This is a genomic window from Rhizobium sp. TH2, assembly GCF_024707525.1.
In the GTDB taxonomy this organism is placed as follows: Bacteria; Pseudomonadota; Alphaproteobacteria; order Rhizobiales; family Rhizobiaceae; genus Rhizobium_E.
On the sequence record NZ_CP062231.1, the window covers coordinates 648,853 to 673,150 of the forward strand.

18 protein-coding genes are annotated in these 24,298 nt (G+C 62.9%); 6 read left to right on the top strand and 12 right to left on the bottom strand.

What is annotated here, in order from left to right; translation table 11 throughout:
• Window positions 1-416 precede the first annotated feature (416 nt).
• The 3 genes from IHQ71_RS03330 (at window position 417) to IHQ71_RS03340 (ending at window position 3,560) form a co-directional block, all read left to right on the top strand.
• On the top strand, window positions 417-1,265 hold the full coding sequence (locus IHQ71_RS03330) for a TIGR01459 family HAD-type hydrolase (protein ID WP_258160480.1): 849 nt from the start codon (window positions 417-419) through the stop codon (window positions 1,263-1,265).
• 12 nt (window positions 1,266-1,277) lie between these two features.
• Window positions 1,278-2,258: a bifunctional riboflavin kinase/FAD synthetase gene (locus tag IHQ71_RS03335; protein WP_258160484.1), complete on the top strand. Its 981-nt coding sequence runs from the start codon at window positions 1,278-1,280 to the stop codon at window positions 2,256-2,258.
• 186 nt (window positions 2,259-2,444) lie between these two features.
• Entirely contained in the window at window positions 2,445-3,560 is a 1,116-nt protein-coding gene (locus tag IHQ71_RS03340) for a glycosyltransferase (protein WP_258160487.1), read from the top strand.
• Here IHQ71_RS03340 and IHQ71_RS03345 read toward each other — a convergent pair.
• The 5 genes from IHQ71_RS03345 to hisS all read right to left on the bottom strand — a co-directional run bounded on the left by IHQ71_RS03345 (window position 3,557) and on the right by hisS (window position 9,962).
• On the bottom strand, window positions 3,557-4,933 hold the full coding sequence (locus tag IHQ71_RS03345) for a glycosyltransferase (protein WP_258160490.1): 1,377 nt from the start codon (window positions 4,931-4,933) through the stop codon (window positions 3,557-3,559). The two genes, IHQ71_RS03340 and IHQ71_RS03345, sit on opposite strands and share 4 nt — an antisense overlap.
• Window positions 4,933-6,012 carry a radical SAM protein gene (locus IHQ71_RS03350; RefSeq protein WP_258160494.1) on the bottom strand — a complete coding sequence of 360 codons (1,080 nt, stop codon included), beginning with the start codon at window positions 6,010-6,012 and terminating at the stop codon, window positions 4,933-4,935. Before IHQ71_RS03350 ends, IHQ71_RS03345 begins: the two co-directional genes overlap by 1 nt.
• Before the next feature lie 242 nt (window positions 6,013-6,254).
• Window positions 6,255-6,947 carry an ATP phosphoribosyltransferase gene (gene hisG / locus IHQ71_RS03355; protein WP_258160503.1) on the bottom strand — a complete coding sequence of 231 codons (693 nt, stop codon included), beginning with the start codon at window positions 6,945-6,947 and terminating at the stop codon, window positions 6,255-6,257.
• Window positions 6,944-8,065, bottom strand: coding sequence for an ATP phosphoribosyltransferase regulatory subunit (locus tag IHQ71_RS03360; protein WP_258160505.1), 1,122 nt, complete (start codon window positions 8,063-8,065; stop codon window positions 6,944-6,946). Before IHQ71_RS03360 ends, hisG begins: the two co-directional genes overlap by 4 nt.
• 292 nt (window positions 8,066-8,357) lie before the next feature.
• Window positions 8,358-9,962 carry a histidine--tRNA ligase gene (gene hisS, locus IHQ71_RS03365; protein WP_258160508.1) on the bottom strand — a complete coding sequence of 535 codons (1,605 nt, stop codon included), beginning with the start codon at window positions 9,960-9,962 and terminating at the stop codon, window positions 8,358-8,360.
• Between the two features lie 212 nt (window positions 9,963-10,174).
• On the opposite strand from hisS, the gene IHQ71_RS03370 reads away from it, so the two are divergent.
• Window positions 10,175-10,621, top strand: a complete 447-nt coding sequence (locus IHQ71_RS03370) for a GyrI-like domain-containing protein (RefSeq protein WP_258160510.1) — start codon at window positions 10,175-10,177, stop codon at window positions 10,619-10,621.
• A gap of 1 nt (window position 10,622) precedes the next feature.
• Here IHQ71_RS03370 and IHQ71_RS03375 read toward each other — a convergent pair whose 3' ends face one another.
• Window positions 10,623-11,885 (bottom strand): MFS transporter, encoded by a 1,263-nt coding sequence (locus IHQ71_RS03375; protein WP_258160512.1) that lies wholly within the window; start codon window positions 11,883-11,885, stop codon window positions 10,623-10,625.
• Window positions 11,886-12,085: 200 nt separating this feature from the next.
• Between IHQ71_RS03375 and IHQ71_RS03380 the strand changes: the two genes are divergently transcribed.
• Window positions 12,086-13,084 (top strand): aldo/keto reductase, encoded by a 999-nt coding sequence (locus tag IHQ71_RS03380; protein WP_258160513.1) that lies wholly within the window; start codon window positions 12,086-12,088, stop codon window positions 13,082-13,084.
• Here the strand turns inward: IHQ71_RS03380 and IHQ71_RS03385 are convergent.
• From IHQ71_RS03385 to IHQ71_RS03410, 6 genes are all read right to left on the bottom strand, one after another.
• The gene (locus IHQ71_RS03385) at window positions 13,071-13,919 is read right to left on the bottom strand and encodes an MOSC domain-containing protein (protein WP_258160514.1); all 849 of its coding nucleotides are present in this window, start codon (window positions 13,917-13,919) and stop codon (window positions 13,071-13,073) included. The two genes, IHQ71_RS03380 and IHQ71_RS03385, sit on opposite strands and share 14 nt — an antisense overlap.
• Window positions 13,916-14,566 (bottom strand): HD domain-containing protein, encoded by a 651-nt coding sequence (locus IHQ71_RS03390; RefSeq protein WP_258160516.1) that lies wholly within the window; start codon window positions 14,564-14,566, stop codon window positions 13,916-13,918. Before IHQ71_RS03390 ends, IHQ71_RS03385 begins: the two co-directional genes overlap by 4 nt.
• A gap of 207 nt (window positions 14,567-14,773) precedes the next feature.
• On the bottom strand, window positions 14,774-17,605 hold the full coding sequence (locus IHQ71_RS03395) for a DUF2339 domain-containing protein (RefSeq protein WP_258160519.1): 2,832 nt from the start codon (window positions 17,603-17,605) through the stop codon (window positions 14,774-14,776).
• A 330-nt stretch (window positions 17,606-17,935) separates the two neighbouring features.
• Window positions 17,936-19,102, bottom strand: coding sequence for a pyridoxal phosphate-dependent aminotransferase (locus IHQ71_RS03400; protein ID WP_258160520.1), 1,167 nt, complete (start codon window positions 19,100-19,102; stop codon window positions 17,936-17,938).
• 265 nt (window positions 19,103-19,367) lie between these two features.
• The gene (locus IHQ71_RS03405; protein ID WP_258160522.1) at window positions 19,368-21,416 is read right to left on the bottom strand and encodes an NADH:flavin oxidoreductase; all 2,049 of its coding nucleotides are present in this window, start codon (window positions 21,414-21,416) and stop codon (window positions 19,368-19,370) included.
• Between the two features lie 253 nt (window positions 21,417-21,669).
• Window positions 21,670-23,223, bottom strand: coding sequence for a trimethylamine methyltransferase family protein (locus tag IHQ71_RS03410; protein ID WP_258160524.1), 1,554 nt, complete (start codon window positions 23,221-23,223; stop codon window positions 21,670-21,672).
• Window positions 23,224-23,316: 93 nt separating this feature from the next.
• On the opposite strand from IHQ71_RS03410, the gene IHQ71_RS03415 reads away from it, so the two are divergent.
• Window positions 23,317-24,225, top strand: a complete 909-nt coding sequence (locus IHQ71_RS03415; protein ID WP_258160527.1) for a LysR substrate-binding domain-containing protein — start codon at window positions 23,317-23,319, stop codon at window positions 24,223-24,225.
• Window positions 24,226-24,298 lie beyond the last annotated feature (73 nt).

Sequence of the window (24,298 nt, forward strand, 5' to 3'; positions counted from 1 at the left end):
TCATGCGAAACGCAAAGGGATCGGGGAGGTGCATGGTCAAGCCACGGGGCGGAAACGCCGGCGTGAATGCGGAGATGTGTTTTGAGGGAAGATGGAGATGAAATCGCAAACGCCGGAGCAAGTTCGCCCCCCTCTGCCCTGCCGGGCATCTCCCCCTCTTGTGGGGAGATTGGCAGGTGGCGCCAACCTCGCAAATATCGAAGGTCGAGTGCTGAGCAACGGACGGTCAATTGAAGCCGAGAGCGTGCCCCTTCCAATCTCCCCACCTGAGGGAGAGATGCCCGGCAGGGCAGAGGGGGTGTCAACTGCGCTAACGGCCGCTTTCGTATCGCCTATTTTCACTTCCCGCTTGCCTTGCCCATCCCCGATTGGCTATTCGCTACTGGCACTTCGCGTCCACCGCATCGGAGCATTTCATGGCAGACCGCATCCAGTCCCTGAACGACGTCACATCGCACTACGATGTGATCCTCTGCGACGTGTGGGGCGTGCTGCACAATGGCGTCGATGCCTTCGCCGATGCCTCGCAGGCGCTTGCTTCGGCGCGCGAAGCGGGCGCAAGTGTCGTGCTGATCACCAATTCGCCCAGACCCAATGACAGCGTCGCGATCCAGCTCGATGGTATCGGCGTGCCGCGCGAGGCCTATGATCGCATCGTCACCTCGGGCGATGTCACACGCCTGCTGATCAAGCAGGGCCCGCCGAACGTCTTCTTCCTCGGCCCCGACCGCGATCTCAATCTGCTCGATGGTACCGATGCTTTCCCGGCCAAGGAGAAGGACGCCGACATCGTCGTCTGCACCGGTTTCTACGACGACGAGAACGAGACGCCCGAGGATTATCGCGACCTGCTGATGCGCCTGGCCGAGCGTAACCTTCCGATGATCTGCGCCAATCCCGATCTCATCGTCGAGCGCGGCGAGCGGCTGATCCCCTGCGCCGGCGCCATCGCCGCCTTCTATGAGACCTTGGGCGGCGAGACCCGCATTGCCGGCAAGCCGCACCAGCCGATCTATGAAGCGGCCATGCGCGACGCGATGGAACTGCGCGAAATGGTCGATATCGACCGCGTGCTCGCCGTTGGCGATGGCATGCCGACCGATGTGCGCGGCGCCCTGTCCCAGGGGCTCGACCTGCTCTACATCTCGGCCGGCATCCATGCCCGGGACTACATGACCGGCGAGACCACGGACGAGGCGGCACTCGTCGATTTTCTCGCCAGCCACCAGGCGGAACCGCGCTGGTGGATGCCCCGGCTGAAGTAAGGAACGCGCGCCGTGACCGTCTTCCACCGGAACGAAAAGCGGGGTGAATTGCCGGCCTCCCTCAAGGGCGGCGTGATCGCGATCGGCAATTTCGACGGCGTGCATCGCGGCCATCAGGGCGTGCTGAGCAGGGCGCTGGAAATCGCCGCCGACCGCAACATCCCCTCCCTCGTACTCACCTTCGAGCCGCATCCGCGCACCGTCTTCCGGCCCGACGAGCCGGTGTTCCGCCTGACGCCGGCGCCGCTCAAAGCGAAGCTCCTGGAATTGCTCGGGTTCAACGCCGTGCTCGAATATCCCTTCGACCGCTCCTTTTCCTCGCGTTCGCCCGAGGAATTCATCCAGTCGATCCTGATCGACTGGATCGGCGCGAGCGACATCGTGACCGGTTTCGATTTCCATTTCGGCAAGAACCGCGAAGGTGGGCCTGCCTTCCTGCTCGCCTCGGGCGGCAAGCACGGCTTCGGCGTGACGCTGATCGACGCCTTTCGCGACGAAGGCGCCCATGTCATCTCCTCAAGCCTGATCCGCGACCTGATCGCCGACGGCGACGTCGTCCAGGCCGCCGGCCTGCTCGGCTATCGCTACACGATCGAGGCCGAGGTGATCCACGGCAAGAAGCTCGGTCGCACGCTTGGCTTTCCCACCGCCAACATGGCGCTGCCACCGGAAGTGCGGCTCAAGCCTGGCATCTATGCCGTACGCTTCCGCCGCGCCGATGGCACGATCCATGACGGTGTCGCCAATTTCGGCCATCGCCCGACCGTAACCGAGGATGGCGCTGCACTGCTCGAGACGATGCTCTTCGATTTCGCCGGCGATCTCTACGGCCAGACCTGTTCGGTCAGCTTCTTCGGTTTCCTTCGGCCGGAGTTGAAATTCGACGGGCTCGGCCCGCTTGTCGAGCAGATGAACCACGACGTGGAAGAAGCCCGCGCGCTGTTATCCGGTGTCAAACCATTTGGCCCGCTCGATGCCGAAATCGCCTTTTGAGTGGCCCAATCAACTTTCTGTAGATCGGCAAAGCCTCGCTCAAGATAGAGCGCCTAGAACTTGGACATGGGCAGTTGCATGCGGACGGGCATTTTCCCCGCCCGGGCACGTCACGGAAAGGGCCGCCATCCCGATCCCGACGTGCCGCGCATGCCTGCCCGAACCATTTTTCCGGAGTGCTGACCCATGGCAGGCCTGAGCCTCATCGTCCCGATCGAAGCCCACGAGAAGCGGCCCGAGACGCTCGTCAAGGCGCTGGCCACAAAGCCCGGCATCGACCTTGAAATCATCGTCGTACCGGCATCAGTGGAGATCGCCACTCGCGAAGATCTCGCCTCGCTCGCCAGCATCGACCCACGTGTCCGCATCGCCATTCCGCCAACAGCGGCGCTGTCGCCACTCTCGCTCTGGAGCCACGGCATCGATGCCGCGAAGAGCGATTGGCTGTCGGTCGTTCGTCCCGATGATATCTTCGAGCCGGAGGCGCTCACTGTCGCCGAATTCGTCAAGGGCAAGCTCGGCTCTGTCGATTCGATCGGCTGGAACGCGCTGCAGATCAACCCGACCGCCGAGCCCGGCAAGGCGTCTTCCGTGGCGATCCCGACCAAGTACGACATCGCCGAACTCAACAAGACCGAGATGCTCAAGGCCTTCTATCTCTGGGAAGGTTCGACCAATGTGCCGAAAATGCCATTCGGCCTGTTCCATGCCATCATCTCGCGGGAGCTGGCCGAAACGATCGCCGGCTCGATTCGCGCCGCCGACCGCGAGCATGGGCTGGCGCAATGGGAATGGGCGGCGCGCACCGTGCTGATGGGCGAGAAATTCGCCTTCTGCTCGCGGCCGCTTTCGGTGCTCAACACCAAGCCGTTCGAGACGCCGGCCCAGCCGCTGATCCGCTCGGATTTCCCGTTCCATGCCGGCCTCGGCCTGACCGCCGGCATCGCCGAAATCCAGTTTTCGGTCTTCGCCGAAATGGGCGCGCTGTGGACGGGTAGCCAGGAAAATTTCATCCGCGCGACGATCTTCGACTGCATGTTCGAGACCGATCCGCGGGCCTTCAACGACAAATGTAACGCGTACTACCGGGCGCTCCAGAAGTGGGAAGGCGGCGCGCATGCCTCGCTCTTCAAGCCGCAATTCGCCGGCGAGCGTCCGCTCGACAAGCGCCGCGGCCTGCACGGCAACCTGCTGATGATCGACCGGCACATTGCCGGCGCCCGCAACGCCCAGGAATTCTACAACATCATCCGCAATTTCCTGGTCCCGATCGGCCTGATCTGCGGCGGCCAGGCGGTCTAATCCCAGCTGGGATCATCGGGGAACGCCGACTTGAAATGGGCGAGCGTGCCCTTGGACAGCTGGTCCGAGCCGGCCACGATCTTCCTCACCTCACCCGGCAGAAACTGCGTCGCCTCGAACCAGTCGCGCGGCGTGGCACCGGTGATGCGGGCAAAATCGTGCCGACGCTTCTCCTGCCGCATCAGCGACGACCAGAGATCGACGAACTGCCGCGCCGAGCGTTCCGGCACGAAGGCGCTCGCGGCAACCTCCCGCGCATTGGCCCCGGCTTCCGCGACACGATCGGGATTTGCCAGCAGCATTTCGAGGATCTCGGTGCATTCCGCAATCGAGCTTGCGATGAACCCGGTCTGCCCCTGCCGGACGATCGCGCATTCCGCCGGATTGGCAAGCACGACGGGCACGAGCCCGAGCGACATGGCCTCGATCAGCGCGTTCTCCGCGGTGCCGTAATGATCTAGCTGCAGCGGATAGAAGAAGATGCTGGATTGTGAGAGCGCGGTTCGCGGATCGGAGGTCTGGCCCATGAAGCGTATGCGGTCGGGATGACGCATGGCGGCCGCCTTGGCGGAGACTTCTCCAGAGGGTTCGGCGCTGCCCCAGATGGCGACGGTGACGTCGGTTCGAAGGTTGTCGATCGCCTCGAAGAATCCCGGATTCATCTTGATGAAATCGACGGTGCCGAGATAGCAGATGGGACTATCGTGCGCGGGGTTACCCCCCTCTGTCCTGCCGGACATCTCCCCCTCAAGGGGGGAGATTGGCAAGTGGCTCGGCCCTCGTCCCACTAGAGCGTCGCGTGCTGGGAATTCGACGGAAGTGATGGGGATGCCGGCAGCGCTCCATCCAATCTCCCCCTTTGAGGGGGAGATGCCCGGCAGGGCAGAGGGGGATGCGCCGCTCTCAAACCCAAACGCACTGCCAATCACCGCCAGCTGCTGTCGGCCTTCCCCCGGCATCGCCTGCACATAAGGAATTTCCAGCGAGGCCGGGCTGGTGAAAACGAAGCGATCCGCCTCGGTGAAGAATTCCGGCCGGATCACCGGACGGAAAAGCCCTGATATATGCGACCACATCACGGTCCGCATCTTGGGAAAATTGGTCCTTGCCAGACACTCGAAAAGCTTCGGATGGTTCCAGAATTCGAACTGGACGATGTCGGCCTTCGCCGCATGACGTGCCACATCCTCAAGGCTCGCCGCGACATTCACACGCCGCCCAAGCCGCTCTATCTCATCGGCATAGCGCGGGTCGCGCGGCTCTTCGAGCAACAGAAAGCTCTGCCGTGCCGGAAAAGGCATGGCCGCCGCCATCGAGGCGTGGGCCTTGCCGACCCCGCCGCCGAGATGGGCGGTCACATGCAGGATGTGCATTATTCAGCGGCGATCAGCGGACGTTCCTTCAGGCCGCCGGGCGCCATGACATCAGGGTTGATCTTGACCATCGAGCGGAATTTTTCCAGCAGCATCGGCCGGTGCTCGTCGATATTGTCGGGCAGGCAGTGGGTGAGCTGGCCGCAGGAACCGCAGACCTTGTTCTCGCAGCGGCGGCCTTCGAGATGCTGGAGGCGCAGCGCGTTCATCTTGTCGGAATTCCAGATCTGCTTGAGCGATTCCGTGCGCACATCGCCGATGATCAGCTTGCGGCCCCAGTCGAGGAAGCAGGACGACACGAGGCCGTCGGCATTCACGCTCATGGCGTAGAAGATGTACGGGCAGGTGTCGGTCGGCTTGAGCTCCTGCTGGTAGATGCCCTTTTCGCCGATCTTGATGCCCGAGCGTTCCTCGACGTTGAATTCCGGCCAGCACGGGGCAAAATTCTCGATGAAGATGCGGTCGCAGTAATCGCCGAACGTGTCGAAGAATTCCTGGCGCTGGGCTTCGGTGATCAGTTCGCCCGGGACCTTGATCGACACTTCCATGTCGCCCTTGTTGGCGTAGAGCCACTTCACGCCTTCGATGAATTTCGGGAAATCGAAATTGAAGCCGGTGAATTCCTGATACGTCTCCTTCGACATGCCGTCGACGGAGATATTGATCTTGTCGAGCCCTGCCGCGATGACCGGCGCCAGCCGCTCGGGCGTCAGGAAGGTGCCGTTCGTCGTGGTGTCGATGTAATCGACATAGCCGCTCTGCTTGGCATAGCGGATCATGTCGGCGAGGCGCTTGTTGAGGAAGGGCTCGCCATCCTTGTACAGACGCAGAACCTTGATCGGCTTGCCGAATTCGGCGAGGTCGTCGATCGCCTTGGTGAAGGTCTCGTATTTCATTGCGCCCTGGTAACGGCCGGTCTCGGCGATCAGGCTGCGGTGGCCGGTGGGGCAGAAGGTGCATTTGAAATTGCAGGAACTGGCCGGATCGATGAACACGATAAACGGGGTCTCGATCGGGATCACGGTCTCGAGCGCGGTGCGCCCTTCCATGTTGATTCTCGGCTTCAGCTGCGCTTTCATGGGCCTGTCAATCTCCGCCTCCGATCCGGTTCAAGGCCGAATCGTACAATACGTCTATATTCTCATACGACGCACATCTAGGCAGGAGACAATGGTGCGAAGCTGACCGATGGCGGGCATTCCGCTCCAACCTCCCGCCGCCTGATGCGCCGTATGGAAAGGATATCCGCGGTCATTCGCGTTGACCTCAGTGTCGGCCGATATGGTTATTTTTCGGTAAATTTCGGCCGGCAGGAAATGGCCTAAACCGCCGCTTTCACCGCCGCCACAATCTCCGCGATCCGCGTGTTGCCATCATGCTCGGGCTTCCTGGCGCGGACGAGGCAGGCTTCGGATTTCAGGATTACGCCATCCGACAGGATTTTGAGATGGTTGGCCTTGAGCGTCGAGCCGGTCGAGGTGATGTCGACGATAATGTCCGCCTGGCCGGCGGCGGGGGCGCCTTCGGTGGCGCCCAGGCTTTCGACGATGCGGTAGAGCTGGATGCCGTGCTTGGAGGAGAAGAACTGTTGCGTCAGGCGCCAGTATTTGGTGGCGATGGCGAGGCGGCGGCCGTGGCGGGAGCGGAAATCGGCGGCGACATCGCCGAGATCGGCCATGGTATCGACGTCGAGCCAGATATCCGGCACGGCGACCACGACATCGGCATGGCCGAATCCGAGGCGGACGCAGAAATCGGCCTTGCGATCGGCTTCGGCCAAGTCCTCGCGGACGAGGTCTTCGCCGGTGACACCGAAATCGACCGAGCCGAGGCCGATTTCGCGGGCGATCTCGGAGGCCGAGAGGAAGGCGATCTCGACATCATCCATGCCTTCGACGCGGCCGCGATAGGAGCGGTCGTTGCCAACGGCCACGATCTTCATGCCGGCGCGTTCGAAGATCGCGGACGCGTCTTCCTTCATGCGGCCCTTGGAGGGGAGTGCGATCGTAATCATGCCTGCGCCCTCATCGTTTCGATGCGGTCGAGCCAGAGCGAGAAGCCGACCGCCGGGATATTCTCCTCGGCGCCGAGCAGCGTCAGCATACGATCGAAGCGGCCGCCGCCGGCGAGCACGCGGTGATCCTCGCGGACGGTGACCTCGAAGACGAGGCCGGTGTAATAATCCAGCGGCCGGCCGAAGGCGGCGCGCCAGGTGATGCTGGAGAGATCGACGCCTGTGTTGGCGAGCGCCGCAACGCGGGCATCGAAGCGGCTCACGGCATCGTCGAGCTTCAGGCCGGCGCGATCCGCGAAGGTGCCGAGCACGCCGGGCGCGTATTTGAGGCTGACGCTCAGCGACAGGAATTCGCGCAGCGCGTCGAGCTTGGCGGCATCGAGCGAGGTGCCGGCCAGCACCCGCTTCTCTTTCAGTCGTCTGGCGATATCCGATGGCGAGCGGCTGGCATTGGTGGAATAGCCGGTGGCTTCCATGATGCCGTCGATATGGGCGACGAGTGCGGTTTCGTCACCTGACGCGAGCAGGTCCTCAACCGTCTCGCCGAGATCGGTGACGCTTTCGGAACGGGCAAGCCGCTCCATCAAGGCATCGAGCTTGGAAGCCTCGCCGAAGGCATGGATCAGCCGGCGCTGCCAGCCTTGGGGAAGGCCGAGGGCCGCGACCACCGCCTCGAACACCGACTGATCGCCGATAGTGACGGTGAGCGCCCGGCCCGGCAGCAGGGATTTGAGGATCGCGAGCGCATCCGAAATGGCGCGCGCATCGGCGCTCGCGACATCCCTGGTACCAAGGTCCTCGATGCCGGCCTGATAGAATTCGTTGGCGCCCTCGCGATGCTGGCGGAAGACCTCGCCGAGATAGGCATAGCGCTTCGGCGTGCCGGTGGCGGTCTCGATGTGGCGCAGGCAGACGGGGATGGTGAATTCGGGACGGAGGCACAGGCTCTCGCCGGTCTCGCTCTCGGTCATGAAGATGCGGCGGCGCAGGTCCTCGCCCGCCATGTTGAGGAAGGGGGCGGCAGGCTGGATGACGGGCGTATCGACGCGCTCGGTCTTCAGGGTTTCGAAGAGGGCGAGGAGGTCAGGGGCGAAGATGGGGAGGTTGATCAGGGGCATGGGGTGAGCCCTGATTTACGCGTCATCAGTTTTGCGAGCGTGGACTCACCCCTCACCAACTTCGGCCATGCGATCGGCTTCGCCTCTCGCGGCCTGCGTATCCTCTCCCACAAGGGGAGAGGTAGACTCGCGGCATCGTCTCTCAGAACAGTAACGTCGAGTTCGTGATAAGGCGGCGCGGCATTCTTACCTCTCCCCTTGTGGGAGAGGATACGAAGGCCGGGCGAGCTCAGCGAGCCCTTGACCGAAGTTGGTGAGGGGTGAACCCCAATTTGCAAACCAACCGCCAGCATCAGCCCGATCGCTTCCTGTCCTCGGCCTGCGCGGCCAGCATCTCACGGACCTTGTCGACCAGATTGCCTTCCGGCACCGACACCTGCGCCACCCGCGCCTCGCGCCATTCGGCATTGTCGGTGATTTCGCCGGACAGGCGCTTGCCCTCGATCAGGTCCTTGATCTGGATGACACCTTGCGCGCGCTCATCGCCGCCCTGAATAATAGCCAGCGGCGAGCCGCGGCGGTCGGCGTATTTCAGCTGGTCGCCAAAATTCTTCTTGTTGCCCTGGTACATCTCGGCGCGGATGCCGGCGTGGCGGAGGTCCTGGACGAATTTCTGGTAGCGGCCGAGGCTTTCGGTGTCGCGGTCCATGACGCAGACGACGACCGGGGCGATGACGTCATCGGCGCCGAGCTTGCCGAGGTTCTTCAGCGCCGTCATCAGGCGCGAGACGCCGATGGAAAAGCCCGTGGCCGGGACCGGCTGGCCCATAAAGCGGGAGACGAGGCCATCATAACGCCCACCGCCACCGACCGAACCGAAGACGACCTTTTCGCCTTTTTCGTTGGTGACGTCGAAGGTGAGTTCGGCTTCGTAGACCGGGCCGGTGTAGTATTCGAGGCCGCGAACGACGGAGGGGTCGATGAGTATCCGCTTAGAACCATACCCACCAGCCTCGGAAAGTTCGCTGATTTGAGAAAGTTCTTCGAGACCTTTCCGCGCTGTCTCGTTGTGCCCCACGGCTCCGAGCATGGCTTCAATTGTCAGCCGATTGTCACGATATTTCTCAACGCCGTTTGAGGTCCACCGCTTCATGTCGGAGAGGTCACGACCCGCATCAGCCTGGGATACCGGCTCGCCATGAAGAATACCACGCGTTACAGAGGTTACGAGATCGATTTGCTCGTCGCTCAGACCCGCACCCTTAGTGAAATCGCCGGACTCGTCCTTGCGGCCTGGCCCGAGCAGCAAGCGCACGCCCTCTTCACCAAACTTGTCGAGTTTGTCGATAGCACGCAACGCTCCGAGACGACGCCCGGCATTCTCGTCACCGCCAAGGCCAACGGCTTCGAGCACGCCGTCGAGAACCTTACGGTTATTCACCCGGATCACATAGTCACCGCGCTCGATGCCTAGTTGCTCCATAGTATCGGCCATCATCATGCACATTTCGGCATCGGCCTGGACGCCGGCGGCGCCCACCGTGTCGGCGTCGAACTGCATGAACTGGCGGAAGCGGCCGGGGCCGGGCTTTTCGTTGCGGAAGACATAGCCGGCGCGATAAGTGCGGTAGGGCAATGAAATCTCTTGGAAATTTTCCGCGACATGGCGGGCGAGCGGCGCGGTGAGGTCGTAGCGCAGGCTCATCCACTGGTCATCGTCATCCTGCAGCGAGAAGACGCCCTCGTTGGGGCGGTCGGCATCGGGCAGGAATTTGCCGAGCGCGTCGGTATATTCGAAAAGCGGCGTCTCGACCGGATCGAAACCGTAGCGCTCGTAGACTTCGCGGATCTTCGCGGTCATCTCGTTGACGGCGCGGATATCATGAGCTTCGCGATCGACAAATCCGCGCGGCAGGCGCGCCTTGAGTTTTTGGGGTTTCTTGGCCTTGTCGTTCATGGATATCAGTCCGGAATGTGTCAGGAAATTCGTGGGTTTGCTCTAATGGATTGAATGTGGAGCGGCAAGCGGAATGATCGTGGCATGGGGCCCGAGGCTCGGCTGTGCCGGAGGTGACAGGGGAAGGGTTTGGTTCGCTCGCGGCTTGCGATGACAAAACGCCTCGCTTAGATGTGCCCGCTGAGCATCACACAAGAAGTCGGGGCCGATATATGATCGAGACGATTGAACTGCCGGAACTCGTGCTGATCGGCATCCTTGTCGAATGCCCATGGCAGGAACTGTCGCGAGAGGTGCCGGCTGCCTGGCGCCGCCTCTTCGAGGCGGAAACTGGCGCACAGGCATTTCTCGAGGCTTCGCTCTCGGTCGAAAACGGCGTCTACCGCGAACTGGTCGGCTATCTCGCGGCCCGCAGGACCGACGTGCCCGAAGGAATGATAAAGATCGCCCTGCCCGCCGGGCGGTATCTGAGACTGATCCATGACGGCCCGCTCGCAGGCATTGCCGATGGATTCGGCGAACTGCTCGGCCATGCAAGGATGGCCGGCCTCAAGGCCACCGACCTCAAGCTCGATTTCGGCTACCTGCCCGGCCTGCCTGACGGCAGGCACGAGCTTCACGTCGGACTTGCGGCCCAGCCGTTGCGCCTTTCCGGCTAAGTCACTCCGCCGGCATCATCGCCGGCCGTCCCGGCACGATCGCTTCCTTGATCGGGATATGGACGATCGCGGCGAAGATGCCGAGTGCCACGCCGATCCACCAGACCGGATCGTAGGTGCCGAAATGCACGAACAGATAACCGCCCAGCCAGACGCCGAGGAATGAGCCGATCTGGTGCGACAGGAATACGATGCCGCCAAGCAGGCCGAGATGGCGGGTGCCGAACATGATGGCGACGAGGCCATTCGTGGGTGGCACTGTCGAGAGCCAGAGCAGGCCCATGACGGCGGCGAAGATGATGACCGAGGCGGGCGTGATCGGCAGCAGCAGGAACAGCGTGACCGCGATCGAGCGGCCGATATAGATCAGCGCCAGGAACCAGGGTTTCGAATAGCGCTGGCCGATGTAACCGGCAGCAAGCGAACCGATGATGTTGAAGCCGCCGATCAGCAGCATGGCGACGCCGCCGACCCAGGCAGGGATGCCGATATCGAGCAGGTAGGCCGGGAAATGCGCGGTGATGAAGGCGACCTGGAAGCCGCAGACAAAGAAGCCCGAGGTCAGCAGCAGATAGGATTTGTGGGCAAACGCCTCACGCATCGCTTCACCGGCCGTCTGCTGGAACTGAACTGCGCTCTGCGTGCCGGACGAGGAATTGCCGCGCAGCGCAATGGCGAGGAAGGGGATCAGAGCCATCAGGCCCGCCATGAAGATCAGAGCGCCCTGCCAGCCGACGGATGCGATCAGGCCCACCGTCAGCGGCGCGAAGACCATCATGCCGGCCGAGCCCGCCGCCGTGGCGATGCCGAAGGCCATCGAACGCTGGGCGGGCGTGACATTGCGGGCGAAGGACGAGAGGATGACGCTGAACGAACCCGCCGCCACGCCGAGGCCGCAGAGCACGCCGCCGCCGAGATGCAGGAACAACGCGTTCTCGGGGTTCGACGCGATCAGCGGGTAGGCCATCAGAAGCAGGCCGGCGGCATAAAGCGCGGCCGATGCCATCAGCACTTTGGCCGTGCCGTATTTGTCGCCCATCGCGCCGAAGAAAGGCTGGCCGAGGCCCCAGAACAGGTTCTGGATTGCAAGCGTCAGGCCGAAGGTCTCGCGTGTCCAGTGCGTCGCCGCCAGATTGGGGTCCTGCAGCAGCGGATGCGCGAAGAAGCCCATCGCCGAGCGCGGCCCGAAGGTGATCATGGCGATCAGGGAGCCGCAGATGATGAGCACCCACGGCATGGCTTGGGAACGGGTCACGGTATTCATAAGATTCTCCAGTGCGTAATCCGGGTATATGCCCGGAAACCGATTTGGAAAAGCGAGTTTTTCTGATCTCCGAATTCAGTTTCATTGATGGATCGGGAGCTTGCGGTTTTCATCCATGAAAAATGAGGTGCGGAATTTGTGCTATGTCGGCCCATGCCTGCCGAATAGTTTGCCATACGGCAAAACTGGAGAACAATCCGATGAACAGCGACAAAACCATGATCACGCTCTGGAACGGCAGGACGATACCGCGGCTCGGCATGGGTTGCTGGGCGATTGGCGGGCCGTTCTACGCGGGCGATGTGCCGCTCGGCTGGGGCGAGGTGGATGACAATGAGTCGATCGCGGCGGTGCAGCGGGCACTCGATCTCGGCATCCGTTTCTTCGACACGGCGTCGAATTATGGCGCCGGCCATTCCGAAGAGGTGCTGGGCAAGGCGCTCGAAGGCCGCGACGATGTGGTGATCGCGACCAAGTTCGGCTTCGCGACCGATCCCGCGACGAAGCAGGCGACCGGGGCATTCGCCGATGAAGCATTCATCCGGGCTTCCGTGGAGACGTCTCTCAGGCGGCTGAAACGTGAACGGCTTGATCTGTTGCAATTCCATCTCAACGATTTCGATCCGGAGCAATCCGATGCCGTATTCGATGTGCTGGAGAAGCTGCGTGGCGAGGGCAAGATCGACGCTTTCGGCTGGAGCACGGATTATCCCGATCGTGCGGAGCGGCACGCGCGGTGCGAGGGCTTCGTGGCGATCCAGCACAATATGAACGTGCTGTCCCCGGCAGCGGAACTGCTCGGCGTGATCGAGAAGCATGGGCTGATCTCGATCGATCGCGGGCCGCTGGCGATGGGACTGCTGAGCGGCAAGTTCAGCGCGGACAAGACGATCGGCGAGAAGGACGTGCGCGGCGCGGCGCTCGACTGGATGATCTATTTCAAGGACGGTCGCGTGGCGCCGGAATTCGCCCGCATGCTCGATGCGGTCCGGGAGCTGCTGCGCACGGATGGCCGCACGCTATCGCAAGGGGCGCTCGCCTGGCTATGGGCGAAATCGGATCGCACGCTGCCGATCCCGGGCTTCCGCACGGTGGCGCAGGTCGAGGAAAATGCCGGCGCGCTCGACAAGGGTCCGCTGCCGATGGCGGTGGCGGACGAGATCGACGCGGTGCTGCGCACGGTTGCTATCGCAGCCTGACCGGCCAGCCGTCGGGGCGTTCCGCGATGACCGAGACCGGATCGCCGATCTTGAGCGATCCGGTGCTGCGCGGCACGGCGTTCCAGCCGAAGAGAACGCCCGGCACGCGCCGGTCCAGAGACATGCGGAGCTTGCGCATGGCCGGCATCGGGTCGGGGCCGCCGCGCTCGCCGGTCAGTTGGTCCTGCGTGGTCATGATGCAGCGGGCGCAGGGTTTGACGAGATCGAAGCGGATGCCCGCGATGTCGAGCGAGGCCCAGAAATCATCGGCGAATGGGGTTTCGTCATCGATGACGATGTTGGGGCGGAAGCGGTTCATGCCGAAGGTCTCGCCGCCCTCTTCCACGGTCGCTTCGTTGAGCAGACGTAGCGAGCTCGTCGTGGTGATCAGGACCGGATAGCCATCGGCAAAACCTGTCTCGACGCCTTCGCCCGCCCAATCCGGGCTGCACTGGCGCCGGGTGATCTCATCGGCATGGACCAGCCGTACCGGCTGACCGAGCCAGTCGCTCAGCCTATTGTTCACGCCATCTTCGGCAAGTGCAGCTGTGACATGGCTGCCCCAGACCTCGGCATCGATACGGCGCTCGGGATCGAAAGTTGCAGTGAGTTGCTCGTCGCTGCCCGCCTTGGTGAGATGCAGCGCGCCGAAACTCTCGACTGCCGTTATCTGGGCGAGCGCCTGCAATTCGCGCTGGGTGATGAATTTGCCCTGGGGATCGGTGACCATGTAGCGGCGGTCGCCAGCGAGGCCCCATGCGCCCACTTCGGCCGCATCGAGGTCGATGACGCGGGCGCTCTTCACGGGATAGATATGCAGCGAATGGATTTTCATGCGATTTCCTCGAGGAAGAGGTCGTAGAATTGGACAAGCCGGTCGTGGCGTTCGCGGGCAAGCTTTGCACCAGTCTCGGTCCGGAAACCATCGGCGAGCTTGAAAAGTTTCGCCGGGAAGTGATCGATTGACCAGGCCTTGTCGTCCAGCGGGCGATGTTCGGCGCGTGGATCGGCGGGGTCATAAAGGCCGGAATTCAGTCGGCCGGCGACATAGAAGCAGCGTGCCGCCCCGACCATGCCGATGGCGTCGAGCCGGTCGGCATCCTGCAGGATTTTCGCTTCGACGGTTTCTGGCGGAATGTTTGCGGAGAAGGAATGGGTGAGAATGGCGTGTGCGACGGCGGCGATGCGGTCCGGCTGCCAGCCAAGTCCTTCCAGGACCACCGATGCTCTTTCGGCGGCAAGCCTCGATGCCTGGGCTCTCAGAGGCGAATTCTTCTCGACCGCCACGCAATCGTGCAGGAGAACGGACGCGGCCAACACCTTTCCGTCGCCACCCTCGCCTGCACGGATACGCAGGGCGTTGCGGAAGACGCGCAGGATATGGGCAAGGTCGTGCGAGCCGTCATTGGTGTCGGCGGCATAGGGCAGCAGTTGCACTGTCAAGGCTTCAAAAGGCGCGAAAGCTTGCGCGGCGACTGGCATGATCGATTCGGGCTCCGGTTTTGCCGGAACCTATCGGGTGAAATACGGATGCACAATCGAGACATCCTCTTCTCCCCTTGGGGAGAAGGTGGCGCGAAGCGCCGGATGAGGGGTTCCCTCAAACGCCGAGAAACCAGTTTAGAACCCCTCATCTGCCCTTCGGGCATCTTCTCCCCAAGGGGAGAAGTGAGAGCAAGCCGCGCGCGCTCAGACCTGCGGTTCGGTCGCCGTGTCCGCCGACTTTTCCCGTTTCGCCAAGCCAAGCAAAGCCCGCTGGTAGAACCAGCCGATGCCGATCAATGCGAAGCCGAGGCCCGCGAAGGAGAGCGCGCGGTAGAGGCCTTCGAGATTGGACATGTCGATCAGGAAGACCTTGAGCACCGCGATCAGCACAAGCACGCCCGAGGCAATGCGGAGTGCCGTGGAGCGGAAGCGATAGCCGGCGACCAGTAGAGCGACGCCGAGCAGCAGCCAGACCACCGAATAGGTGTAGAGCTCGGACTGCAGGAAGCCCTTCCAATCCGAAATATCGGCGCCATGATAGAAGCGGCGGACCGAGAGCGTGACATAGGCGAAGAGCAGTGCCGCGCCCGAAAGTGCGAGCGCGATCACATAATGCTGCGGCCGGCGTCCGCGCGCCACATGGGCAGCGCCCCCATAGGCCGCGCCGGGCAGGAGATAGGCGAGGAAGAGCAGGTTGAAGAACGGGATCTGGCCAGTCGTTTCCCCGGTGAAATAGGGGTTCAGGCCGAGGAAATGCGCGAGCAGGATCGAGGCCATCGAGATATAGCCGAGCGCCATGGAACCGGTGCGGAAGATGATGCTCGGCCGGCGGAGGTCGAGCGTCATCAGCGTGACGGAGGCACCGACCGCGAGCAGCGTGTAAATCGACTGCTCGGCGAGGGTCGGGGTATCCGAGGTCAGCACGCCGCCATTCATGGCGTGGCGGACGAGGATGGCTATGGTCAGCAGCGTGAACAGGCTGGCGAGCGCATCCATGACATTCCGGATGCGGTCGTCGGCCTTGTTGCGGATCAACCAGGCCGATGCGATCAGCAGTACGGCCGGGATGCCATAGCCGGCGAGAAGCTGGTTGAACACAGGCGTCTTCGAGAGCGCCTCGGCACCGACGATCGTCGGCTCCCAGGCGATGCGGCCGGCGACGAAGATCGCCGAGGCGGCCATCGCCCAGGGCAGGACAGGCCAATCCTTGGCACGTTGCGCATTGAGATAGGCAAAGCCGAGGATGGCCGCACCGATCGTGGTGGTGATGCCGTTGGTCATGACGAGCAGGGCGAAGACGAAGGCGGCCCATGAAGCGCCCACGAGAAGATCGCGATTGGCGACGAAGCGCCCGTCGTTCTCCCGCTCGCCGTAGAAGTGCCAGGCGCCGCCGAGATAGAACGCGCCGAGCAGGATAGCATAGAGGCCGTGCTTCAGGTCGAAGGCGTAATTGCCGAAGAAGAAGAAACTGAGCGTGGCAAGCACGAGCGGCGTGGCACCGCCGATGATGATCCAGGCGCGGGTGAATTCGGCATGCGAAATGCGCCTGAAATGGACGACGGCGAGCGCCAGTACCGCCAGCAGCAGGCCGATGCCGAGGGAGAGCCCGATCACAAGATTCGGATCGGTATAGGTGAAACTGTCGGCCGGTTGGAAACCGGGCGAGGCCGTCGCGATCGAGAGCACGCGAATGCCGCCGAATGCGCCGAGCGCAGCGAAGATCGCGGGATAGATCGCATAGGTGCGGAAGGCACCGAAGAGTGCCAGGCCGGCAATCAGGGCCGCGAAGCCTAGGAAGTAGTAGCCGGTGCTCGGCAGGTCTGGCGCGTTGAAGACCATGGCGACGATCATGCCGCCGATGGCAGCGGTCAGCGTGCTGGCGAGGTGGCGCGGCAGGAAGACATGGCCCCAGGCCGATTTTACGCGCGGCGCTGCTGCGGGTAGCGGGCGGCCGGCCGAATCAAGGCGGATCTCAAGCTCTTCCTCCCGAACCTCGGGCTCCTCCCCTGCCACCCAATTGCCCGGCCAGATGAAGGCGAGGCCGGCAATCATGATGATCATCGGCAGGGCAACCGGCATGACGTCGAAGGGCGTTTCGGGCCGCGATGCGACGAGGTAGAGGAACGCCCAGGCCGAAAGCCCGACATTGGCGATACCAGGCACGACGCGCCAGGACTGGATTTTCGAGGCGAGGATCGTGGCGATCCAGACCAGTGTCAGGAAGCCGAAGAGTGACCATGGGCTCGGGCTCTTCGATGCCACCAGCAGCGGCGTGGTGAAAGAAGCCAGCAGGCCCAGCCCGGCGAGCGCCTGGCCATAGAGCATGGACAGGCCGATGGTCATGAATGAGATCAGCGCAAGCAGGATGAACGCCGTCGCAGGCCCGATAAAACCATAGACACCATGTGCGACATAGACCGAACCGAATAGCGTGAGCGTGCCGGCGGCGGTGAGAACGCCGGGGATCATCGCGTTCTGGAAGGCATTCTCCACAAGCGGCTTGGTCTGGCGACGCAGGAATTCGCCACCGGCAACCAGCAGCAGGCCGAAGAGAGCGGCAGCGGAAAGCCGCACTTCCGGGCTGAAAAAGCCCTGGTCGATCGAGTATTTGATGGCGAAAATGCCGGCGAAGGCGAGTGCAACGCCACCGACCCAGACGGTCCATTGCGCGGCAATGCGCGATTCCCAGCTCGGCTTGGCGGCTGCAGGCTTTGCCGGTTCGCTGGCGACGGCCTGTGCGGGTTCGTCGGCCGCTTCCATTGCCGCTGCGGGTTCAGGCACGTCTTCCGTGACCTGCTCAGGGGCCACCTTCATTGCGGCGACATCGACAGGCTCGCTACTGGCTTCAGGCGCGGCTTCCGGCACTGCCATTTCATCGGCGCTGCTATCCGCTGCGGCGGGCCGCATCCCTTCGACACGCTTGAGTTCGAGCTTGAGCGCCGCGATCTCGGTTTCGAGCCTGGCACGCACGCCACGCGCCGTCGACAGACCGACGATCGCCAGAACGATCGATATCAGTGAAAGTAGCTCGAACATGTAATCGCTATGCCTTGTCCCCGCGCCCTGGGGCGCAAATCGATATTGCAGCGGAAGACGTTTCGCGGGCGGCTTTTATTTAGCGGCAGCGTTATAAAGCCCTGGTTCGGCGAACAACCTTCCTTTGAGGGACGATCATGAACCAGTTCGGGGGTGGCCACAATGATGCTTGGTCGGCTGGTGTGGTTCACCTCCTCTGTCCTGCCGGACATCTCCACCCCTGCGGGACCGTTGCAAAACCCATATGTATCATTGTGCTGGTCGCATGCAGGCCTGCTTTTGGACAGCCAGCACAATCCCAGGCCATGGATACAAGAGGTCCAAACCTACTCACAACCCCCTGATATACGCCGCCAGCCTCTCCGCCGCGATCTGCACCTTTGCCGGATCGCGAAGGAAGCATGCCCGCAGGAATTGCGATCCACCCGCACCGAACGCAGTCCCCGGTGCCAGGCCCACGGCGGTCTTGTCGACGATGTCGAAGGCTGCCGCGCGGGTGTCCTTGATGCCGTCGATCTTGAGGAAGGCGTAGAGCGCGCCGTCGGGCTTCAGCGTCTCGACGCGGTTGGTGGCGATCAGCGCGTCGCAGAGGATATCGCGGGATTTCAGCGCCTTCTCGTAATTCTCCCGGATCAGGGCATCGCCGTGATCGAGCGCAGCGATGCCGCCGCGCTGCATGAATTCGGCGACGCCTGAGGTGGAATACTGCACCAGGTTCTCGATCACCTGGCCGAGTGCCGGCGGGGCCACGATCCAGCCGACCCGCCAGCCGGTCATCGACCAGTTCTTGGAGAAGGAATTGACGAACAGCACCCGGTCGGTCTCGTCCATCACGTCGAGGAAGGATGGCGCACGGCCGCCGTTGAAATAGTAGAGCGCGTAGATCTCATCGGCGATGACCCACAGGCCATGTTCGCGGGCGAGGTCGAGGATCGCCCTGAGGTCGTCCAGCGTCGCCGTCCAGCCGGTCGGGTTGGAAGGGGAGTTGATGAAAATGGCCGAGGTCTTCGGCGTGATCGCAGCCTTCATGCGGTCGGCATCGAGGCTCCAGCGGCCCTCGGCGAATTCGAGCTCGACTGGTACTGGCGTCGCGCCGGCCAAGCCCACGGCGGCGGCGAAATTCGGCCAGGCGGGAGAGAGATAGACCGCCTCGTCGCCCGGCGCGCAGACGGCCTCGATCGACAGCTTGATCGCCTGCATGCCGGAGCCGACGACGTAGAAGTGCTCCGGCGAGAGCGTCTTGTTGAAATGTCTGACGTAGTAATCGGCGATCGCGCGGCGAAGATCCGGAATGCCTCTGTTATAGGTGTAGAAGGTGTGGCCAGCGGCGAGCGAGGCGGCTGCCGCATCGCTGATGAACTGCGGCGTGGGCGTATCGCCTTCACCGGCCCAGAGCGGGATCAGGCCTTCGCGACCCCGGGCATGATTGAAGATTTCGACGATTCCGCTTTCCGGTGCGAGGCGGGCTTGCGGGCTGAGGCTATCGATGAGGTTCATGGCGGGTCCGCTTCTGTACGGTGAATGGCGCTGCCCCCCTCTGTCACTGCGTGACATCTCCCCCTCAAGGGGGGAGATTGAAGACTCGCGATACCGCCTTGCCACAAACGAGACCTCTGTTTGTGGCGAAGGTCGAACCGCATCCGATCTCCCCCTTGAGGGGGAGATGCCCGGCAGGGCAGAGGGGGGTGTTGACCACTCCTACCGCACCTCGGTCGGGAAATCGCATGACAATTGTTGAAGGGAGGTTCAGCGACGTTGAAGCTCAAACCAGCGAGAAAATCCTCAGCGCGTCGTAGATGCCCGCATGGATGTTGCGGCTGGCAACCGCGTCGCCGATGCGGACGAGGTCGAAGCGCCCGTCCGGATTCTTCGCCTGGATGGGACAGCGGCGGTTGATGAGGGCCTTGTAATCCACCGCGCCGAGGTTTTTCGAATGCGGCTTCAGGGCGTGGTAGAGCTCGTCATTGGCCGAGGTCGCGTGTTCGACTACGATCTGCGCCACGCGGCGCTCCTGCCGGATCGTGCGGTCGAAATCCGAGCCGAGCACCGCGACCAGCGCATTGCCGTCGCGACGGACGGAAAGCAGGCGGGTGTTGATGGTGACCCGGACATTGGGTTTCGCGAAGGCCTTGGCATAGGGCACGTGGTTCATGCCGCCGATCTCCGGCGCGAAGAAGCGTTCGGGGGAGACGAGCTCGAGTTCGACGCCCTGGTTGGCGATCAGCTCGGCGGCGGTCATGCCGGCATGGGCGCCGTTGTCGTCGAAAAGCAGGACCGGACCTTCGGGCTTGACCGTGCCGGCGATGATATCCCAGCTTGAGGTAACGAGATTGTCGCCCTCGGTGAGCGCCGGATTCTGCGGCATGCCGCCGGTGGCGATGACGACGAGATCGGCGTCGCGAGAGAGGATGTCGTCTTCCTCGGCATAGGTGTTGAAATGGATCGGCACGCCCAGGCGTTCGAGCTCGGACACGCGCCAGTCGACGATGCCGATCATTTCCTTGCGGCGGGGATTGCGGGCGAGCAGATTGATCTGGCCGCCGGCCTCGTCCATCGCCTCGAGCACTTCGACCGCATGGCCGCGTTCGGCGAGCACGCGGGCGGCTTCCAACCCGGCCGGGCCGGCGCCGACGACGATGGCCTTGCGTTTAGCGCCATCGGATTTCGGGATGACCTGCGGCACCAGGCCTTCGCGGCCGGTAGCGGCATTGTGGATGCACAGCGCCTCGCCGCCTTCGTAAATTCTGTCGAGACAGTAAGTGGCCCCAACGCAGGGGCGGATTTGAGCCTCGCGGCCGGAGGTGATCTTGGCGACGATGTGCGGGTCGGCGATATGGGCGCGGGTCATGCCGACCATGTCGAGCTTGCCCTCGGCGATGGCGTGACGGGCGGTCGCGACATCGGCGATCCGGGCGGCGTGGAAGACCGGGAATTTGGTCTCGGCACGCACTTCGCCGGCGAAATCGAGATGCGGCGAGGCGCGCATGCCCTGGATCGGGATGACGCCGGTGAGGTCGGCGTCATGGTCGATATGGCCCTTGATGACGTTGAGGAAATCGATCTTGCCTGAAGCGACGAAACGTTTGGCAATCTCGACGCCCTCGGCGCGGGAGAGGCCGATGTCCCAATCCTCGTCGCAGACCATGCGGAGCCCGACGATGAAATCCGGGCCGACGGATTTGCGGACGGCATCGATCACCAGATTGGAAAACCGCAGGCGATTGTCGAGCGAGCCGCCGTATTCGTCGTCGCGCTTGTTGGTGGCGGGCGACCAGAACTGGTCCATCAGGTGGCCATAGGCCTCGAACTCGATGCCATCGAGCCCGGCTTCCTGCATGCGGGCGGCAGCATCGGCGTAATCCTTAACGATGCGCTCGATGTCCCAGTCCTCGATCTGTTTGGGGAAGGCGCGGTGGGCGGCTTCGCGGACGGGCGAGGGGGCCAGCACCGGCAGCCAGTCGCCCTTGTTCCAGCCGGTGCGGCGGCCGAGATGGGTGAGCTGGATCATCACGGCGCAATCATGCTCGTGACAGTCGTCGGTCAGCTTCTTCAGCCAAGGGACGATCTCGTCCTTGTAGGCATAGAGATTGCCGAAGGCGGGCGGAGAGTCCGACGAGACACTCGCCGAACCCGCGGTCATCGTCATCGCAATGCCGCCCTTGGCCTTCTCCACATGGTAGAGCCGGTAACGATCCTTGGGCAGGCCGTCTTCGGAATAGTTCGGCTCATGCGCGGTCGACATGATGCGGTTCTTGAGGGTGAGGTGCTTGAGCCGGTAGGGCTGGAGGAGAGGGTCGTTGGATTGGGTCATCAATTCGGGCTCAAGTTTTCATTTGACGAGTGAGGGTTTCACCCCTCACCAACTTCGGCCAAGGGTTCGCCATGCTCACCCGGCCTTCGTATCCTCTCCCGCAGGGGGAGAGGTAGGGTGCCACGCTCGCCACCTTCAATCTAGGCGAGGCGGTGCCACGAGTCTTACCTCTCCCCTTGCGGGAGAGGATAGCGCGCCCATGAGAGGCGATAGCCGATCATTTGGGCGCGCTTGGTGAGGGGTGATTGCGACCTCAATGCCAGGCATCCGCCGCTGCCGTCTTCTTGCGGTCGATATAATCCCTGAGTTCCTCATCCACCGCAACATCCAGCGGCGGCGCTTCATATTCACCCAGCACCTTCTTCCACTTCCTGTTCGCCCGTGTCGCCATGTCGGTCGAGCCGCCCTCGTCGCTCCACTTCTCGAAGGGTTCGTTATCCGACAACTCGCTATCCCAAAACGCGGTCTGGTAGTTCCGCAGCGTATGTTGGCTGCCGAGAAAATGGCTGCCGGGGCCGACTTCCTGGAAGGCGTCCATGGCGAGTGCGTTGTCGTCGAAGGGCACGCCCTTGAAATAGGAATGCAGGGCGCCGCAGAAGTCGGTGTCCATGACGAACTTCTCGTAGCTCATGGTCAGCAGACCATCGATGAAGCCGGCGGAATGGAGGATGAAGTTGGCGCCGCAATGGACGGCCGACAGCATCGACATCACGCCTTCCTGCATCGCCTGCGCATCGGGAAGCTTGGAGTTGGAGAAATTGCCGGCGCAGCGGAGCGGCAGCTTCAGGCGCCGCGCCAGTTGGCCGATCACCATCGACCCGATCGCCGGCTCCGGGGTGCCGAAGGTCGGCGAGCCCGAGCGCAGCGACATCGAGGACAGGAAGTTGCCAAAAATCACCGGCGCGCCCTTGCGTTCCAGTTGGGTCAGCGCGCAGCCGGCCAGCGTCTCGGCATAGCTCTGTGCGATGGCGCCGGCATTGGTGACCGGACCCATGGCGCCGCCGAGGATGAAGGGAACGATGACGGCGGCCTGGTTGGCGCGGGCATAGGCGCGCAGCGACTTGGTCATGGTGCCGTCCCAGACGAGCGGCGAGTTGACATTGACATTGCCGAGGATGACGCAGTTCTTGTCGACGAAATCGCGACCGAACAGGATGCGCGCGAGATCGATGGATTCCTCGGCGCGGTTCTCGGCGGTCACCGAGCCCATGAAACAGCGGTCGGAATATTTGATGTGGCTGTAGACCATGTCGAGATGGCGCTTGTTGACCGGCAGGTCCACCGGCTCGCAGATCGTGCCGCCGGAATGGTGTAGCCAGGGGCTCGATTGCGCCAGCTTGATCAGGTTCTGGAAGTCCTCGATCGTGCCGTAGCGCCGGCCCTTGTCGAGGTCGCTGACGAAAGGCGAACCGTAAGCCGGGGCGAAGACGACGTTCTTGCCGCCGATCTCGATATTGTTGGCGGGGTTGCGGGCATATTGGGTGAAGGTCGAGGGCGCGGAGGATAGGATTTCCTGCAGCATGCCGGGCTCGAACTTGACCAGCAATCCATCGACCTTGGCGCCGGCGCGCTTCCAGTGAGAGATCACTTCGGGGTCGTCGCGAAACTCGATGCCGATCTCGGCGAGGATGCGCTCGGCCGTCTTCTCCACGCGGACGAGACCTTCCTCGCCGAGAATGTCATAGGGCGGGATGTTGCGCACGATGTAGGGCACGCCCGTCGGCTTGGCCGAGGGGTCGCGGCGCTTGCCGCGCTCGCGCCGGGGAGGGGCGTTGGTTGCGGGCACTTCGGCTTCGGCGACATCCATATCGATAAACTCCCTTGATGTTGACTTCAGGGTAGCGACGAATTCCTCCATTGTATCCTTCCAAAATTTCGAGGGAAGATATAAATTCTCCTTATGCAAAGCTTGAAGAGACTGCTCCCCTCCGCCTCCGCCCTCGTCGTCTTTGAAGCCGCCGGGCGGCGCGAGAATTTTTCGCGAGCGGCAGAGGAACTGTCGATGACGCAGGCGGCCGTCTCCTATGCGGTCCGCACGCTCGAAAGCCAGCTTGGCGTACCGCTGTTCCATCGAAGTCATCGGGCCGTGTCGCTGACCGAGACCGGCGCGCGTTTCCATGCCGACGTTTCGGCAGGGCTCGCCCGCATCCAGAAATCGGCCGAGCAGATCAGGGCCAAGGGCCGCGAAACGAATGTGACGCTTTCGGCGTCTTCCGCCTTCGGGTCGATGTGGGTGCTGCCGCGCATACCGAAATTTCGCGAAGAGCTTCCGGACATCGATCTCAGAATCCATGCCTCGGTACGCGATCTCGAACTCGATGAGGAGGGCATTCCGCTCGGCATTCGCGGCGGCGATCCGGCTGCCTGGCCCAACTATCACGCAGCGCTGCTGGCGCCCGAAGTGGTCAATGCGGTGGCAAGCCCAGCCTTCATCGAGAGCCACGGCATGCCGGATTCAATGGCCGCACTTGCACAATTGAGACTTATACATCTGGAGGAACCGGCCCGCGTCGCCTGCGACTGGAAGGAGTGGTTCGAAAGCGCCGGGCATGAATACCGGCCGCAATCGCGGCTGCTGACGATCAACGACTATGTTCTGGTGATCCAGGCGGCGCTGGCCGGCGAGGGCGTGGCGCTCGGCTGGCAGCATCTGATCGAGCGGCAGGTCGCATCGGGCGCGCTGGTGCCGGTCAGCGATCATGTCTTCGAAACGGGCAGCGATTTCTACGTCGTCTGGCCGCGCTCGCGGGAGCTGAGCACGCCGGCGCGCAAGGTGCGCGACTGGCTGCTGGCGCAGGGCGGGCGATGACCACGAAGATTGGGGGTCGCGTTGCACATCGATCGTCATTATATTGCCCGCATTCAGTCCGACCTATCCTCCA